At 45.7% G+C, this 17,421-nt stretch carries 15 protein-coding genes; 6 read left to right on the top strand and 9 right to left on the bottom strand.

Going from position 1 to position 17,421, the window contains the following annotated elements:
* Positions 1 to 13: 13 nt before the first annotated feature.
* The 3 genes from KO473_RS08675 (at position 14) to KO473_RS08665 (ending at position 4,521) form a co-directional block, all read left to right on the top strand.
* Complete coding sequence (locus KO473_RS08675) at positions 14 to 2,407, top strand: anaerobic ribonucleoside triphosphate reductase (protein ID WP_122130356.1); 2,394 nt, start codon at positions 14 to 16, stop codon at positions 2,405 to 2,407.
* 7 nt (positions 2,408 to 2,414) lie between these two features.
* Positions 2,415 to 2,879, top strand: coding sequence for an anaerobic ribonucleoside-triphosphate reductase activating protein (gene nrdG / locus KO473_RS08670; RefSeq protein WP_005781186.1), 465 nt, complete (start codon positions 2,415 to 2,417; stop codon positions 2,877 to 2,879).
* A 235-nt stretch (positions 2,880 to 3,114) separates the two neighbouring features.
* The gene (locus tag KO473_RS08665) at positions 3,115 to 4,521 is read left to right on the top strand and encodes an MFS transporter (protein WP_122130357.1); all 1,407 of its coding nucleotides are present in this window, start codon (positions 3,115 to 3,117) and stop codon (positions 4,519 to 4,521) included.
* Positions 4,522 to 4,528: 7 nt separating this feature from the next.
* Here the strand turns inward: KO473_RS08665 and phnW are convergent, their stop codons facing one another.
* Both phnW and phnX read right to left on the bottom strand, forming a co-directional pair.
* A complete protein-coding gene (gene phnW, locus KO473_RS08660; protein ID WP_122130358.1) occupies positions 4,529 to 5,617 on the bottom strand; it encodes a 2-aminoethylphosphonate--pyruvate transaminase in 1,089 nt (362 codons plus the stop codon).
* 6 nt (positions 5,618 to 5,623) lie between these two features.
* The gene (gene phnX, locus KO473_RS08655; RefSeq protein ID WP_122130359.1) at positions 5,624 to 6,415 is read right to left on the bottom strand and encodes a phosphonoacetaldehyde hydrolase; all 792 of its coding nucleotides are present in this window, start codon (positions 6,413 to 6,415) and stop codon (positions 5,624 to 5,626) included.
* Positions 6,416 to 6,608: 193 nt separating this feature from the next.
* Between phnX and KO473_RS08650 the strand changes: the two genes are divergently transcribed.
* Positions 6,609 to 7,487, top strand: a complete 879-nt coding sequence (locus tag KO473_RS08650; protein WP_005808233.1) for a hypothetical protein — start codon at positions 6,609 to 6,611, stop codon at positions 7,485 to 7,487.
* Positions 7,488 to 7,589: 102 nt separating this feature from the next.
* Here KO473_RS08650 and rseP read toward each other — a convergent pair whose 3' ends face one another.
* The 7 genes from rseP to tsaB all read right to left on the bottom strand — a co-directional run bounded on the left by rseP (position 7,590) and on the right by tsaB (position 14,308).
* Positions 7,590 to 8,945 carry an RIP metalloprotease RseP gene (gene rseP, locus KO473_RS08645; protein ID WP_122130360.1) on the bottom strand — a complete coding sequence of 452 codons (1,356 nt, stop codon included), beginning with the start codon at positions 8,943 to 8,945 and terminating at the stop codon, positions 7,590 to 7,592.
* Between the two features lie 19 nt (positions 8,946 to 8,964).
* Positions 8,965 to 10,131, bottom strand: a complete 1,167-nt coding sequence (locus tag KO473_RS08640) for a 1-deoxy-D-xylulose-5-phosphate reductoisomerase (RefSeq protein ID WP_216035102.1) — start codon at positions 10,129 to 10,131, stop codon at positions 8,965 to 8,967.
* 2 nt (positions 10,132 to 10,133) lie between these two features.
* Positions 10,134 to 10,994 carry a M23 family metallopeptidase gene (locus KO473_RS08635; protein ID WP_005821606.1) on the bottom strand — a complete coding sequence of 287 codons (861 nt, stop codon included), beginning with the start codon at positions 10,992 to 10,994 and terminating at the stop codon, positions 10,134 to 10,136.
* Between the two features lie 66 nt (positions 10,995 to 11,060).
* Positions 11,061 to 11,603: a ribosome maturation factor RimM gene (rimM, locus tag KO473_RS08630; RefSeq protein ID WP_122130361.1), complete on the bottom strand. Its 543-nt coding sequence runs from the start codon at positions 11,601 to 11,603 to the stop codon at positions 11,061 to 11,063.
* Entirely contained in the window at positions 11,600 to 12,904 is a 1,305-nt protein-coding gene (gene murA, locus KO473_RS08625) for a UDP-N-acetylglucosamine 1-carboxyvinyltransferase (RefSeq protein WP_005808243.1), read from the bottom strand. The genes rimM and murA overlap by 4 nt, the downstream gene beginning before the upstream one ends.
* Positions 12,905 to 12,951: 47 nt before the next feature.
* The gene (locus tag KO473_RS08620) at positions 12,952 to 13,569 is read right to left on the bottom strand and encodes a DUF4290 domain-containing protein (RefSeq protein ID WP_005781202.1); all 618 of its coding nucleotides are present in this window, start codon (positions 13,567 to 13,569) and stop codon (positions 12,952 to 12,954) included.
* Positions 13,570 to 13,618: 49 nt separating this feature from the next.
* Entirely contained in the window at positions 13,619 to 14,308 is a 690-nt protein-coding gene (tsaB, locus tag KO473_RS08615; RefSeq protein ID WP_005808245.1) for a tRNA (adenosine(37)-N6)-threonylcarbamoyltransferase complex dimerization subunit type 1 TsaB, read from the bottom strand.
* A gap of 176 nt (positions 14,309 to 14,484) precedes the next feature.
* Here tsaB and KO473_RS08610 point away from each other — a divergent pair, with 176 nt between their 5' ends.
* Both KO473_RS08610 and KO473_RS08605 read left to right on the top strand, forming a co-directional pair.
* Positions 14,485 to 15,792: a sensor histidine kinase KdpD gene (locus KO473_RS08610; RefSeq protein WP_122130362.1), complete on the top strand. Its 1,308-nt coding sequence runs from the start codon at positions 14,485 to 14,487 to the stop codon at positions 15,790 to 15,792.
* The gene (locus KO473_RS08605) at positions 15,789 to 17,417 is read left to right on the top strand and encodes a histidine kinase (protein ID WP_122130363.1); all 1,629 of its coding nucleotides are present in this window, start codon (positions 15,789 to 15,791) and stop codon (positions 17,415 to 17,417) included. Before KO473_RS08610 ends, KO473_RS08605 begins: the two co-directional genes overlap by 4 nt.
* Positions 17,418 to 17,421 lie beyond the last annotated feature (4 nt).

Here is a 17,421-nt window from a genome sequence, read left to right as displayed (position 1 = left end):
GGGAGTTAAAGTTATGAACTACGCGGAAATTTGTATCATCAAACGAGATGGTAAAAGAGAGGACTTCTCCATCAGTAAAATCAAGAACGCTGTAACAAAAGCGTTTAGTGCCACAGGAATCAATGATGAACAGCAATTGATTGCTGACATCACGATGAACGTAATCGGACAATTTGCATCTCCTACCATTACGGTAGAAGAAATTCAGGACCTGGTAGAAAAGGAACTGATGAAAGTACGTCCGGAAGTAGCCAAAAAGTACATCATCTACAGGGAATGGCGAAACACCGAACGAGACAAAAAAACTCAGATGAAGCACGTGATGGATGGCATCGTAGCTATCGACAAGAACGATGTCAACCTGAGCAATGCCAATATGAGCAGTCATACCCCCGCTGGACAGATGATGACATTTGCCTCGGAAGTAACCAAAGACTATACATATAAATATCTGTTGCCGAAACGTTTTGCCGAAGCGCACCAATTGGGAGACATCCACATCCATGACCTGGATTACTACCCGACAAAAACCACGACTTGCATCCAGTATGACATGGATGACCTCTTCGAACGTGGATTCCGCACCAAGAACGGCAGTATACGTACTCCGCAAAGCATTCAAAGCTATGCTACCCTGGCTACCATTATTTTCCAGACTAACCAGAACGAACAGCACGGAGGTCAGGCCATACCGGCATTCGACTTCTTTATGGCAAAAGGGGTAAGCAAATCATTCCGTAAACACCTGGCATCATTCATCAGCTTCTATGTACAGATGAACAAGGGTGAAGAAATAGAAGAAAAGGCTATCCGTACAGTGATTGCCGAACATCTGTCGTCCATCAAAGCAGCGGAACTGGAACGCGAAACATTGCGCATGGCCCTGACTGCCCTGCAGATCAATATCGACAAAGAACATCTGAACCAAATTATAGAGAAAGCATTTGTGCAGACTCAGAAAGATACGCACCAGGCCATGGAAGGCTTTATCCATAACCTGAACACAATGCACTCACGCGGTGGAAACCAGGTAGTGTTCAGTTCGATCAATTATGGAACAGACACTTCGGCCGAAGGACGCATGGTGATTGAAGAATTACTGAAAGCAACCGTAGAGGGACTGGGCACAAGGGGAGAAGTGCCGGTATTCCCCATTCAGATATTCAAGATAAAAAACGGAGTATCGTACACAGAAGCCGATTATGAAAAGGCTATGGCTAATTTCGATGCTGCCATGGAAGGTAAATTAAAATTTGAAGCACCCAACTTCGACCTATTCCTGAAAGCCTGCCACACTACGGCCAAAGCACTCTTCCCTAACTTCATGTTCCTGGATGCCCCGTTCAACCAAAACGAAAAATGGGACGCCAACGACCCGCAACGTTACCGTTACGAACTGGCCACCATGGGATGCCGCACGCGTGTGTTTGAGAATGTAGCCGGTGAGAAATCGTCTTTGGGACGCGGAAATCTTTCGTTCACTACACTCAATATGCCACGCCTTGCCATCGAAGCCCGTATCAAAGCAGAAAATATGACGGAGGACGGACACAATAAAGATGCCGTCGAGAGAAAGGCTAAAGAAATTTTCATCGAATCGATACATGAAACGGCTACCTTGATAGCCGAACAACTCTACGAGCGCTATCAATATCAGCGTACAGCCCTGGCACGCCAATTCCCCTTCATGATGGGAAATGATGTATGGAAAGGAGGAGCTGCCCTGAACCCGAACGAACAAGTAGGCGACGTGCTGCGCAGTGGTACGCTGGGTATCGGCTTCCTGGGTGGACACAATGCCATGGTGGCTCTCTATGGAGAGGGACACGGACACAGCCAGAAGGCATGGGACACCCTTTATGAAGCCGTGCTGGAAATCAACAAGGTGGCTGATGAATACAAAGCCAAATACAATCTGAACTATTCGGTGCTGGCTACACCCGCCGAAGGACTTTCAGGACGTTTCACCCGTATGGATCGCCGTAAATACGGAAAAATCAAAGGAGTGACAGACAACGATTATTATGTCAATTCTTTCCATGTGGATGTAAAAGAACCGATCAGCATTGTAGAAAAGATCAAACGGGAAGCTCCATTCCATGCCATCACCCGCGGAGGGCACATCACATATGTGGAACTGGACGGAGAAGCCCAGAAAAACGTACGCGCCATTGCCAAGATCGTAAAAGTAATGTTTGACGAAGGTATCGGCTACGGTTCTATCAACCACCCGGTAGACACCTGCCACAACTGCGGATACAAGGGAGTGATTTACGATAAATGTCCCGTATGCCAAAGTGAGAATATCCTGCGCATGCGCCGTATCACAGGTTATCTGACGGGCGACCTGAGTTCGTGGAACTCTGCCAAACGGGCAGAAGAGAGAGATCGCGTGAAGCATCTGTAATAAAGTCATGAATATACTTTATACATATCCGGAAACGATTGTCGACGGAGAAGGTATCCGGTATTCCATCTATCTGGCAGGTTGCCGGCACGGCTGCCCGGGTTGTCATAACCCGGAAAGTTGGAATCCGCAGGCCGGAGATGAATTGACAGAAAAGCGTCTGGACTGCATCATCCGTGAAATCAATTCGAATCCGTTACTGGATGGCGTGACTTTCTCCGGCGGAGATCCCCTTTACAACCCGGAAGCGTTTCTTCCGCTTATCCGGAGGATAAAAGAAGAGACAGGACAGAATATCTGGTGCTATACAGGATATACGTACGAAGAGATTCAGGCAGATCCGGCACTGGCTGCCGTACTACCTTATATAGATGTATTGGTGGACGGACGCTTCAGACAAGAACTTTACTCTCCACATCTGGAATTCAGAGGTAGCAGCAATCAGAGGATTATCAGGCTGACATACACATGAAGGCGTATCGGAAGCAGAACTACAGATGACACAGATTTACATGGATTGCTGATTCATTTTGCTGATTATCAACAATAAAATCCAGTGTAAATCTGTGTCATCCGTATTGAAAAAGACTTCCGCTACATGCCTCGCTGAAATTCATGAATTAAAAAAACTTATATATCATTGTCCTCTCAAACCGAAGAAGCTTGACTTTGTTTACCTTTGTGGCAGTTCTTTTAAAAGGTTCTTTATGGCTCAGCTTACACAAACTTCGGAAATTGACGAAACTGACGGTCTCCCCCTCCATCGCCGCATCTGGGCAGTTGTCGGCATCTCTTTCGCCTTATGTATGTCGGTGCTCGACATCAATATCATCAATGTAGTACTCCCGACCCTCTCGCACGACTTCGGAACTTCACCTGCGGTCACAACCTGGATCATCAACGGGTATCAGCTCGCCATTGTGATATCGCTGCTTTCGTTTTCGTCGTTAGGCGAAATATACGGATACCGGAAGATCTTTCTTTCAGGCATTGCCATGTTCATAGTCACTTCCCTGATATGCGCCCTCTCCCATTCGTTCTGGACTCTGACCCTTGCCCGCATTTTCCAGGGCTTCAGCGCCTCAGCCATCACGAGTGTCAACACTGCCCAGTTACGTACCATCTATCCCCGAAATCAGATAGGAAGAGGAATGGGGATCAATGCCATGGTAGTGGCCATATCGGCTGCAGCCGGACCTTCGGTGGCAAGCGGCATTCTTTCCATCGCCTCGTGGCATTGGTTGTTTGCCATCAATGTCCCTCTGGGGCTTGCAGCCCTGATATTGGGATGCAAGTACCTGCCGAGAAAAGAAGAATGTTCCAACCGGAAATTCGATAAGCTCAGTGCCATAGCCAACGCTATCACCTTCGGACTGCTTATCTATACACTGGACGGATTTGCCCATCACGAGAAAAACGATTATATAGCCATCCAACTGGCTGTATTGGCCATTGTCGGCACGTATTATGTCCACAGGCAACTGAACCAGCCATCCCCTCTTTTACCGCTCGACCTGCTGGGAATACCTATCTTCAGGTTATCGATCCTGACTTCCATCTGTTCGTTCACGGCACAGATGCTGGCTATGGTTTCTCTTCCTTTTTTCCTGCAAAACTCACTGGGATACAGCGAAGTAATGACGGGATTGCTGCTGACTCCGTGGCCCATCGCCACATTGGTGACAGCACCGGCAGCCGGATACCTTGTGGAGCGCATCCACCCCGGCATACTGGGCAGTATCGGTATGGCCTTATTCTGCATCGGGCTCTATTCTTTATCTACATTAACAGCAGATTCATCGGTCATCAGTATCATTCTGCGATTGATGCTTTGCGGTGCAGGTTTCGGTATTTTCCAGACGCCCAACAACAGTACAATCATCTCTTCCGCCCCTACACAACGTTCGGGGGGAGCCAGCGGAATGTTGGGTATGGCACGGCTTTTAGGACAGACATTCGGTACAACGCTGGTTGCTTTACTCTTCAGTTTCGTAGTACACGAAAAAAGTACAGCGGTCTGTCTGATAGCAGGCAGCGGATTTGCTTTTGTCGCAGCAGTAGTGAGTAGTATGCGGCTTTCACAACCTTCTACGTTAAAGACAAAAACTCAATAATCATTCATTAGTATTCAGTCTCTCTCACAACTTCTACCAAGCGGGCAAAGTCCTCCGGATGTACATCTCCGATGTTACCGATACGGAAAGTATCCGCTTTTGAGATTTTTCCGGGATAGATAACAAATCCCTTAGCTTTCAGAGCAGTATAGAAATCTTTAAAATCGAATCCTGCTTTCGGGTAAAGGAAGGAAGTGATGATAGGCGACTGGATGGCATCATCGAGCAAAGTCTTGAATCCCAGCGAACGCATACCCTCCACCAATACCCGGTGATTCTCGCAATAACGCCGGTAGCGCGCCTCTACTCCTCCCTCTTCAATCAGTTCGGTAAGAGCTTGCTTGAATGCACGCACCACGTGGGTGGGCGAAGTGAAGCGCCATTTGCCATGTCCTTTCTCCATTGTCTCCCACTGGTCATAAATATCGAGTGAAAGTGAGCGGGCAACTCCTTTGCAACGCATCAGCTCGGAACGACGGGCAATGATGAATCCAAAACCCGGCACACCCTGGATGCACTTATTGGCACTGCTGATCAGGAAATCGATTCCCAGTTCACTGACATCCATCGGGATACCTCCGAAGCTGCTCATAGCATCCACAATAAGCTTCTTACCATGCATTTTCACGACATGTGCCAACTCTTTCAACGGATTCAGGATACCGGTAGTCGTTTCGCAGTGAACGAAAGCCACGTGAGTAATGTCTGAGTTATTGCTCAGGTAATCGTCCACATAGTCTACCGATACCTGTTCCGTTTCTTCAAAAGCAAGGAGATCATAGTCGATATGATAATATTCGGCAATATTTCCCATACGGTCACCATAAGCACCATTACTGCAAATCAGAAGTTTATCGTTCTTTCCGATGGCAGCACCGATAACTGCTTCCACACAATAAGTGCCGCTACCTTGCAAAAGTACGGAAGTGTACTCCTCCGTATTGCAAGTGGCAATGCCTACCAGTTGTTTACGCATTTCCTCCACAATGTGCAGGTTATAATCCTCGTCCCATGTACACCAGTCGGTCATCATGGTTTCTTTTACGGTTTCTGATGTGGTAAGAGGTCCGGGAGTTAATAACAAATAAGGTTTCATATCGTTTTAAGAATTGAGTTTTGAATTAATAGTTTGAATCAGCACGGGAAGTTCTTCGATGCTACGAATGACGTAAGAGGCTCCCGCAGCCAGCATACGTTCTTTGACTTCGGAGACGCGGGCTTCGAGTTCAGTTCCGGACAGACTGCCGGCCTCCTTCTCAGTAAGTGCCATTTCATTACTGCCCAACACGATTCCCACACTCCATACTTTAGCGTTGACACCTTCTTTGATGTCAGCAATGGTATCACCTACTTTAACCACGGTATCGAGACACGGCACGCCCAGTTTTGTGAGATTCTCGAAAACCATATACGGAGCCGGACGTCCGGCAGGCAGCAGATTCGGAGTAGCACAATAGTCTACACGATAACCTTTAGCCTCAGCCGCAGGTTGCACCACGTCCATCATTTCACGCGTATAACCGGTAGTAGAGCCTATCTTCAGTCCTTCGGCACGGAGTTTTTCCAAGGTAGGGATTACACCCGGAATAGGATCTGTGTACTCTTTCAGAGAAGCAAAAAGATATTTCTCAAACAGCCGGTTCAGTTCCACCACGTCTTCCTCCGTCCAGTCACGCTGATAGCGGGCAGTGAATTGCTCGTTCACTTCGGGCATAGTCAGCAGTTCACGAATGTGCTGAATCTTGGGCAACCCCATCGGTTTGCGGGTTTGCACGACGTCAATCGTCAGCCCTTTTTCGGCAAAGGCCTTGATGAAGGCGGCCACCGGAGCGAAACATCCGTAGTCGACCGCAGTTCCGGCCCAGTCCATAATGATACATTCAATCTTTTTCATTTTATATCTATTTTTCCTTGTTTTTGAATCCGGTGCAAATGTAGGGCATAGCGGACAGAGCAAAAATGAATTTGCAGGATTCATTTCATTCATATTCTGCAGGGTTCTGCTGAAATATTAATGTAACATTCATATCATGATTATATAATCCAAAAGTCATATATTTGCAATGCAAACAACGTGTCGATATACCATGAACGAACTTGAAGAGATATACAAAAGAATAGAATACCTCCGTAACAACGGAGTGAAAATGAAGGAAATAGCCGACTGGATCAATATGGCCCCCAGTGTGTTGTCCGCACTCTATTCGAGTGTACTTCCTGCTTACCTGAATCTGCAAAAAACCAAAACACAGGAAGAGGCACTGGACGAAGCACTGGCTTTGGTGAACAATGTGTCGAAAAAACGCCTGCTTGGCAATCTGAGCGGAATGAAGGAGCGCTTGTTCGACCTGGAACCCGATCAGGAAACAAACAACATGGGAAATACGTTCCTGAAACTCCTGGAAAAAGAAATGCAGGGGTCTGTAGAAGAAGTGTATAATTATAGCGGTACATATCTGAGTTACAGTCTCTCTTCATCGACTGACAGTCTCAAGGCAGAACCCTATCTGATCTGCGCATCAGAGAATAATGATTACGTCAAAGTAGGCATGATCAATGCTTATAAATCGGTACATTGGGGAAGCGGCATCATCAGCAATCATCAAAACTCCTATCTGATGTTCAACGAACGGGAACTGCCACAGTTTGCCATGGTCACCATTTATCTGCAACTGCCACATTATGAATATCCCAACATGCTAAAGGGATTGTATCTATGCCTGGACTACAACCACAACCCGATAGCGCGGAGAATCGTCCTGGTGAAGCAATCGGACAGCACGGATATAGACGCATTTCTGAAAATGGAAGGCAGACTGATTCCCAAAGCGGAACTGACACCGGAAGAAGAGATCTATTATAACTATACATGCCAGGAAGGCGACTACATAAAAACCTGTACAGTACCGTCACCCAAGTTGGATGAATCGGATCTGGAGAGAGAAAAGAAGATGCTGAAAATATAAAAAACTACCATTAACGATCATAAACCACGAGCTGCAAGTATCCGCGGAATAATCACGCAATCACTTGCAGCTCGTAGTTTATTTATAAGATGTTACTTCCGTCTAAAAGAAGAACCTCAGTATATCATTGAAATTTGCCCAAATCAAGAGACCGAACAACAGGATCATACCCGTCATCTGTGCATATTCCATAAATTTATCACTCGGCTTGCGGCGGGCAATGATTTCATAGAACAAGAACAGTACGTGTCCACCATCCAGTGCAGGGATAGGCAGGATGTTCATAAACGCAAGGATGATAGACAGGAAAGCGGTCATGTACCAGAACTGATGCCAGTTCCAGGTTGCAGGGAAAATACTGCCGATGGTTCCGAAACCACCCAACTGTTTGGCACCCTCCTTGGAGAAGAGATATTTCATATTACCCACATAACCTTTCAACGTCTTCACCCCCAACGCCGCACCGGCAGGGAATGATTCGAAAAAGCCATACTCCTTCTTTATAACAGGAAGAAGCTGATCTGTATACTTATTGATCCCTACTCCCATCTTAAAAGCAGAGTCAGTGACCACAGTCAACATATCTGTCTTTCCGTCGCGTACATAAGTCAACGTGATCTGGTGCGGATCGAGGCTATCTTTCTGTAATGCTGCTGCATTCTTTCTTCGGTCAGCCATAGCCATCAGGAAGTCCGAATAAGAAATCGACTTTCCATCAAGGGCAATGATACTGTCTCCCTGTTGGATACCGGCCATTGCCGCAGGTGAATTGACCATCACACTGTCTACTACATAAGGAATGCGGAATTCAGCAAAACGAACACTGTCAGCCAACAGGCGTTGCATCATATCTTCGGGAATATACACAGAAGCCTTTTTACCCTCACGCAACACGGTCACCTCACGAGCATCGGCAATCTGGCTAAGCATATCCGGGTCATAACGTACAAAGTCAACTCCATCGGCTGACAACAGAACATCTCCATCCTGAAAGCCGACAGCCTTAGCTGTTTCATTAAACTCCATACCCAACGGTGCCTGCTGCACGGGAACGTACTGATCTCCCCATTTAAACAGAATCATCGAGTAGATGAACAAGGCCAGGAGGAAGTTGAACAACACGCCGCCTACCATAATCAACAGGCGCTGCCATGCAGGTTTGGAGCGGAACTCCCATGGTTGTTCGGGTTGTTTCATCTGCTCCGTATCCATTGACTCGTCAATCATACCGGCAATCTTGACATAACCTCCCAAAGGCAGCCAGCCGACAGCATATTCTGTCTCACTTTTTTTAGGTTTAAATTTGAATAGTGTGAACCAAGGGTCAAAGAATAAGCAAAATTTTTCTACCCGTACCTTAAACAGGCGGGCAAAGAGAAAGTGCCCCCCTTCATGAATGATGACGAGCAAAGATAAGCTCATAATCAATTGCAGGGCACGGATTAAAAATGTTTCCATCAGATTATTTACAATTTATTTATTTACAAATTAATTCACGGGCAATCCGGCGCGCTTCCGCATCGGTTGCCACATAGTCATCATAGGTAGGAGTCTGTACGAAAGATATCTGCCCCATGGTCTGTTCTATCACATCACTCATGCCGAGGAAGCTGATTTCATCACGAAGGAAAGCAGCCACTACCACTTCATTAGCCGCATTGACAATGCAGGGCATATTCCCTCCCCTATACATCGATTCGTAAGCCAAGGCCAGATTACGGAACCGCTTGGTATCGGGTTGCTCAAAAGTAAGGTTCGTACATTTCGAAAAGTCAAGCCGGTCAAAAGACGAGTTGACACGATCCGGATAAGAGAAAGCGTACTGGATAGGCAGACGCATATCCGGCATACCCAACTGGGCCTTTACGGCTCCATCCTCGAATTGTACCATCGAATGGATAACAGACTGCGGATGTACTACCACCTCTATCTGACTGGGATGTACTCCAAACAGCCATTTAGCTTCAATCACTTCAAAGCCTTTGTTCATCATCGAAGCAGAATCAATGGTGATCTTGGCTCCCATTTCCCAATTCGGATGCTTCAATGCCTGCACCTTCGTCACGGTTTTCAGCTGATCCATGGTACATGTACGGAAAGGACCACCGGAAGCAGTCAGAATTACTTTCTCGATCGGATTGCCCACCTCTCCGGCCAAACACTGAAACACGGCTGAATGTTCAGAATCGACAGGAAGAATCGGTGTACGGTATTGCTGTGCCAACTGATTAATCAGCTCTCCGGCAACAACCAGCGTCTCCTTGTTGGCAAGCGCAATCGCTTTTCCGGCACGAATGGCATTCATGGTCGGCTTCAGCCCTGCATAGCCTACCATAGCTGTCAGTACGACGTCGATAGGACCGGACTCTACAATCTGGCATAAAGCGGCAGTACCGGCGTAAACTTTAACAGGCAGATCGCTGAGGGCCTCTTTCAGTTGTACATATTTCTCTTCGTTAGCTATAACCACAGCCTCAGGCAGGAACTTACGTGCCTGAGCTATCAGGAGATCTACCTTATTATAGGCAGTCAGTGCATAAACTTCATACAGTTCGGGATGCTCCTCGATAACCTGTAAGGCCTGTGTACCGATAGAGCCCGTAGAACCTAAGATAGCTATTTGTTTTTTCTTTATCTCGTTCATTATTAGAATACAATGTATTTTTCAGGATTAACCGGCCGTCCTCTGTGCCAAAGTTCAAAATGGAGATGCGGACCGGTAGTGAGCGTTCCGCTATTCCCGACCAAAGCAATTGCTTCACCGCCTTTCACAGTATCTCCCTCACGCTTCAGCAACGAACCGCAATGTTTATAGACTGATACAAAATCCTGGTTATGCTGTACCTCGATCAGGTAACCGGTTTCGGCCGTATAAGTACTCAATATGACTGTACCGTCAAGGGTAGCCAGAACACTTTCATTGGGATTAGCGGCAATATCGGTTCCAAAATGTTTCTTCTCAGCATTAAAATGATCGGATATCATACCACGGGTCGGACGATAGAAAATCAATCCGTTCACATCGGGCTGAGAGGTAATAGAGGTCAGATTATATTTTTCGGTCTCTTCATATTGGCGACGGAAAGCTTCTTCGCGTTCGGAACGGGCTATCAACGAATCTTCACGCATAGTGGTCAGTGAATCCATTGACTGTACGGTATCCACCCGCACTGTTCCGCTGAAAATATCTTGTATATTCATGATATACATATTCTGACGGTCCACCAGCTGTTGCAAAGAATCCACCCGCAAGGCATTCTCTACAACCTGCGCACGAATATCACTGTTCATATATCCCGGCAAATAGTTGCGTAAAGGGGTGAAAGTGATAATGGCAGCAGCAAACAGGAAAAGCAGGGTCAGAACCGAAAGTAACACGGAAAGCCCGTTCAACTTGGATACATGAAGTCCCACCACCTCTTCGAGCGTATTCTCGTTGATGATAGTGAGTTTGTACTTGAACTTAATATTGTTCCAAAAAGCTTTACTGCGTTTCTTTTTCGGCATTATTATAGGATATAGCGTACAAATGTAAGCATTTCGCTTTACTTGCCGCCTGTTTCTTTATGCTATTTAACTTTCTTCATCATCGCACTCGTCCAAAGACAGCAGGCCCTCGGGCAAATCGACTGTAATGATTTTGTGTTTCTGGTCAATACCGGCTATAAATTCTTCCTGTGCCGGAATCAGCAGTTCATCTCCATCCCGGTCCACCACAAACAAAGTGTTAACGGTAGATATATCTACGTCTGTCACCTCACCTAAAGCACCGTGGCGAACATCTTCCACCCGAAAACCCACAAAAAAGCTCCATGACAGTTCTCCCGGTTCGGCCTCTTCTACATGCTCCACCGGGAAATAGACTTCCACATTGGTAAACATCCGGGCACGTTCGGCCGTATCCACCCCTTCAAGTTTTACCAAAGCGGTAGAGTCGGACCGAAAGCGGTACTCTTCTATAAAAAAGGGAACAAAGATATCATCCAGCCGGCAAATCAGGTAATCGCAGTCCACCCGGTCAAAAATATCATCCGTAAAGGTAAACGACAATTCGCCGTGTATGCCGTGTGGCTTATTGAACAAGCCTATCTTGTATACATCTTCTCTTTTTATCATATTCGTGTAATTCTTGCACCGATAGCGTTGAGTCGACCTTCGATATTTTGATATCCGCGGTCTATCTGCTCGATATTATGAATCCGGCTGATACCTTCGGCGCTCATCGCAGCGATAAGCAAGGCGATACCGGCACGTATATCGGGAGATGTCATATTGCCACCCCGCAAAGTAAATCCATGATTATGACCGATAACGACTGCACGGTGCGGATCGCAAAGAATGATCTGGGCCCCCATATCAATTAACTTATCCACAAAGAAGAGGCGGCTTTCGAACATCTTTTGATGAATCAGCACACTCCCTTTCGCCTGGGTAGCCACTACCAGCATGACACTCAACAAGTCCGGAGTCAGCCCCGGCCAGGGAGCATCGGCAATGGTCATAATAGATCCGTCGATAAAAGATTCGATTTGATAACAGTCCTGAGCCGGTACATAAATATCATCTCCTCTCTGTTCGAGCTTAATGCCCAACCGACGGAAACTTTCAGGAATAATGCCTAAATTCTCGTAAGAGACATTCTTAATGGTTATTTCGCTACGGGTCATTGCAGCCATACCGATGAAACTGCCTACTTCAATCATATCCGGCAATACGGTATGATCCGTTCCATGGAGTTCGTCCACCCCTTCAATCGTCAGCAGGTTCGAAGCTATGCCGCTGATTTTTGCTCCCATCCGGTTCAACATTTTACAAAGCTGCTGCAAATAAGGTTCACAAGCGGCATTATAAATCGTAGTCATCCCTTTGGCAAGCACGGCAGCCATCACTATATTGGCTGTTCCGGTAACAGAGGCTTCATCGAGCAGCATATAAGTACCTTTCAGCTCTTGTGCCGAAATCTCGTATACACCACGTTCTTCATTATAAGCAAAGTCAGCTCCCAGGTTCTGGATCCCCACAAAGTGCGTATCCAATCGCCGACGACCGATTTTATCTCCGCCCGGTTTGGATATCATTGCTTTGCCAAAACGGGCAACCATCGGTCCGATCAACATCACCGATCCCCGCAGGCTGGAACATTTCTTCAGGAATTCATCACTCTCCAGATAAGCGAGATCTACATTTTCAGCTTTAAAGCTATATGAATCGACACCTGTCTTCGCCACCGTTACTCCCATATCCCGCATCAATTGAATCAGGTTATTGACGTCCAGAATATCCGGGATGTTATTTACTGTCACTTCTTCGGCGGTAAGCAACGTAGCGCAGATAATCTGCAACACTTCGTTTTTGGCACCTTGCGGATGAATGTCCCCACTGAGCCTGTGTCCTCCTTCGATTACAAATGAAGCCATGTTTTAGGTGATTAGTGGTTAATGATTAATGATAATAATCTCCTTGCTTAGAATTTTCTTCTCTGATTATTATTTCTCTGGTTATTGTTGTTATTCGTACGCGGACGATAATTCTGGGCAATACGTTCAGACATCAAACGCAAAATCTCGTCATCCATCTGCAATTTACCTCCTGAGAATTCAGCCAGATCTTCAGCGATCTTCCGGTCGTCCACCGTATCTTTGTTCCAAGCCATATAATCTTTCTTCATGTGATTGCAGATAAGGGCTACCAGATTCTTCTTTTCGTCCCCTTCCGGAAACTCACATGCCTTTTTAATCAACACTTCCAGTGTACGGCCATAGTGGCGATAACGGATCTTAGTGCTCGGATAAGGAATCGAATCGGGTTTCGTCACCAGATTGTCCTTGCGGATAATCTCGTAAGGATAGTCTATATCCAGCTTAAAGTCTGACATAATGGCCAGATGATCCCACAGCTTATGTTTGAAATCGGGTACATCTCTCAAATGAGGAAACATGTTACCCATGATATTGATAACGGTATTGGCACAACGCTGGCGTTCGGAACGGTCTTGTATAGTCAATGCAAAATCGACCATATTCTGGATACTGCGCCCATATTCGGGCAGCGGCATTCTTTTCTGTTGAGTATTATACTGCATGTAGTTAAATTTTAATTTGAAAATAGAAAATCCAAAGGGTTGAAAAGTATCAAAGTAACTTCTTGGGTTGGGAAGCCACAAACTCTTTCAGATAGAAGGGCTCAAAATAAGCCACATCTTTATAATCATTAATAGCAATCGCTTTTTCGGCAAGTGGAAACATCATCTTTGCCAATGGATGGATGTCGTCAATAAAATGCGCGTTGGGATGCGTAATCTTTTCACGGCACTTTGCTGCTCCGTTCCCAAAGAAATAAACCGGGTGCTTCTCTAAAAACTCAAGATAAGAATTTTCGTCTACAATGTCGGCTGAAATCTCACGCCTCACATTCAGCGCACGGTCGTATATAGCCGCATATACCTCCATTCTCCGGGCATCGATCATCGGACAAATCAGTGCGTCTTCGGGCAATTCGTGATAAAGCAATACCGGTACACTCAGTACCTCCAGTGTAGGAATACCGATTAACGGGACATTACGCCCGTAACAAATGCCCTTTGCCATTGAAACACCGATACGTAATCCGGTATACGATCCGGGACCGCAACTGACGGCAACCGCATCCAACGGAATAGCATGACTATCGATGAAAGACAATGCTTCATCTACAAATACTCCCAACGAAACGGCATGTGAAGGCCCCTTAAGGTCCTCTTTCACAAAAATATTCTGCCCATCTTCACTCACAGCTACCGAACAAACAGCGGTAGAGGTTTCAATATGTAGGATACACGACATAATAATCAGATTATTAAATTGACGCAAATTTACATGATTATTTTCAGATTACCGCACCGAGATATAAATAAAGCGCATTTCCATTCAAAATCATTGCATTAAATTAAGTTTTTGCGTACTTTAGCAGACTATTTTATACAAGCAAAAGATAAATATAACAAGTTTTAAAATTAGAGATGAAACAGGCGTGCTACTATATAATGCTGTTATTATTTGTAGAGTTGGCAGGTATCCGGACGACCGTACAAGCTACAGAATCAAGCGAAACGAAGCATTTTGCCGTTTTGTCAAATGACAGCCCGACAGAAAAGTACAGTGACTACGGTACACCTGCAAAGAGGAAATTCCTTTCCGACAGTTATTACCTGTCACTCACCCAAGCACAAAAAGAAAAAGCACTCGCACGGCATGACTCACTAATCCGCAGCATAGAAGCAGGAAAAGCTCCGGAAAACATCAACATCGTCGAAATTTACCAGAACAGAGGGCATCTGTTGCGTTGTCTTCACCGATATAAAGAGGCTTGCGCAGCCTACGACCGATCAATGATCGTTTCCGACTCACTAATTAAGAAAGAGTATGGTGCACAGGTCGACTCCCTCCGCCAGAAACATGATGTAAATACATTATTACTTGAAAAAATAAATTTGCAGTCAGAAAAGCGTCAGGTAGCTTTCATCTTTGCCCTATGCATCTTGTTCATAGCTATCTGCATCAGCTTATATTACTACCAGACACTGGCCAAGACTCAAAGACTTCAGAAAGAGGTATTGCAACAGAGCATCAAAGCACAGGAGAGCGAAGAGGTGAAAGCATCTTTTATCAAATCCATCTGTCACGAAATACGTACACCGCTCAATTCTATCAACGGCTTCTCCGAAATATTAAGCGATGATTTCTCTACTCCCGAAGAACAAAAGGATTACCAGCTTATTATTCAGGAAAACACCCGTCTGCTCACCTCACTGCTCCATAGCCTGGTAGAAGTGGCCAATCTGGATAGCCTGACAGCAAGTCTCACACTGAAACCTATAGAAATAAACCACTATTGCCGTCTCGAAATGCAATATCTGGAAGAAACGGAAGGAAAACCGGAAATAGATTATCAACTCAATTTACCGGAGAACGATTATAAAGTCTATGCCCACCCGCAATATCTTAGCTTATTGCTCCGGGCTTTGCTGAACAACGCCAATAAGTTTACGACTCAGGGGTTCATCAATCTCAGTTGCCGGAAAGACAGCAGACGGAAGATGCTGATGGTCAGTGTTACAGATACGGGATGTGGAGTACCGACGGACAAGCACGAATATGTTTTCCGGCGCTTCACCAAACTGGATACTTTCAGGCAAGGAAGCGGATTGGGACTTTACCTTTGTAAACTGATCATCAGGCACATGCAAGGAGATATCTACATTGACAAGACGTATACGAAAGGATCCCGCTTTATATTTACCCTACCGATGGAGAACGCTAAGAAATGAAAAAGAAATACTACATCTGGATTATATTGCTATTCATTGTAACAATATCCCAAGCCGCCCCTTCGATCAAGGACAGTTTACAAAACATACTGCAAAAGACGAAAGAGCCTACCCAACGTGCCGAATTATTAATCAATATATTAGACCTGTCCGATTCCTCAACCGATGAATTGGAAATCGCCCGGAAACTTTACACAGAAGGGAAGAAAGCGGACGATAAAATGGCCATCGGCGCATCTCTCAGCACACTCACCATTCACTATATGCAGGATCCGGAAAAGAAAGATTCACTTACCCTTCTGCTGAACGAAGCAGAAAAGCTGCTGGAAAACTCAGATGAAGAGGGACTTGCCACCTATTACAAAATGACTTATAAAGCCCGGCTCCTTCAACTTGCTCCCCGGGAAGAAAGGGTAAAAGTCTGCAACCGGATACAGCAGGAACTGAACGACCGGAAAGAGTCGGAAACGCCTTATGAAAAGGCCGAACGTTTATTCCTCACCGGAGTGATCCACTATCTGTTAATGGCTATGACCGAAAATATAGATTATAAAAATGCCCTCCCCTATTGGGAAGAAGGATGGAATTTGGCAGAGGGTTTTCCACCTACTGCCCGCAAAAACTTTACAGGCAATCTATATATCATGCTAAGCGTGAGTTACCGCAGCCTGAAAGACAGCAAACGCCTGATGGAAGTATCTAACCAGTACTTGCAAAGACTGGATGAATATTTCAGCCGGGAAGATGTAATCCGCCGGCGCCCTTACTTCTACAAAAACAGTTTATATGTGCTGTGCTACCAGCAACTGATGCTAAACCATCAACTGATAGGGCGACAGAAAGCACATGAATATTATCTGCGTTATTGTAACTACGTCCGTCACGGAAAAGGAGATGCCCTGTTACGCAATAAACTTTTTTTCTACGATTTAAGTCAAAGTTATTTCAGTAGTCTGGGCGAATATCCACAAGCACTCGCCTTTTGTGATTCACTGATCCAGATGGTAGAAACCGGTAAGGCTATCAATACGGCCTCGGTGACGCACTATAAGACCAAAGCCAAATTACTCCGGGAAATGGGGCGTGCCGAAGAATCCTGTCAGGTTTACGACCGGGCTATGTTTCTGGCCGATTCACTGACCCGTAAAGAACAACTCGGCGAACTTGGAGAAATACAGGTAAAAAATGAAGTCGCACAACTGGAACTGGAAAAAGCGGACATTATTACCCGAATCAGGAACATTGCTTTTTACAGTACCATCCTACTGACTTTCGTTGTCATCGGCTTTACTGTTTATCTTTCAATCAACCTGAAACGTACCCGCAAACTACAAAAAGAGTTGCTGTGCCAGACCCAAAAGGCTCAGGAAAGCGAACGAATGCAATCGAACTTCATCCGGTCGATGTATAACGATGTACACATTCCTCTCAATCACATCAACAAACAGACTCAACTGATAGTAGGCACTTCACTTTCGTCCATCCAAAAGGCAGAATGTTCGGAACAGATAAAAGAGAGTTGCCAGCAACTGACTTCGCTATTGGATAAAATGCTCGAAAAGGCTTATCACGAAAGTTCGGCAGAAACCAAAGATACTCCGCCGGACCACGGCTCTTTCATTTAACAAC

The organism is Bacteroides sp. HF-4919, from assembly GCF_018860125.1.
The sequence above is the reverse complement of the archived record's forward strand: the minus strand, read 5'-3'. Positions and strand labels throughout refer to the sequence as shown.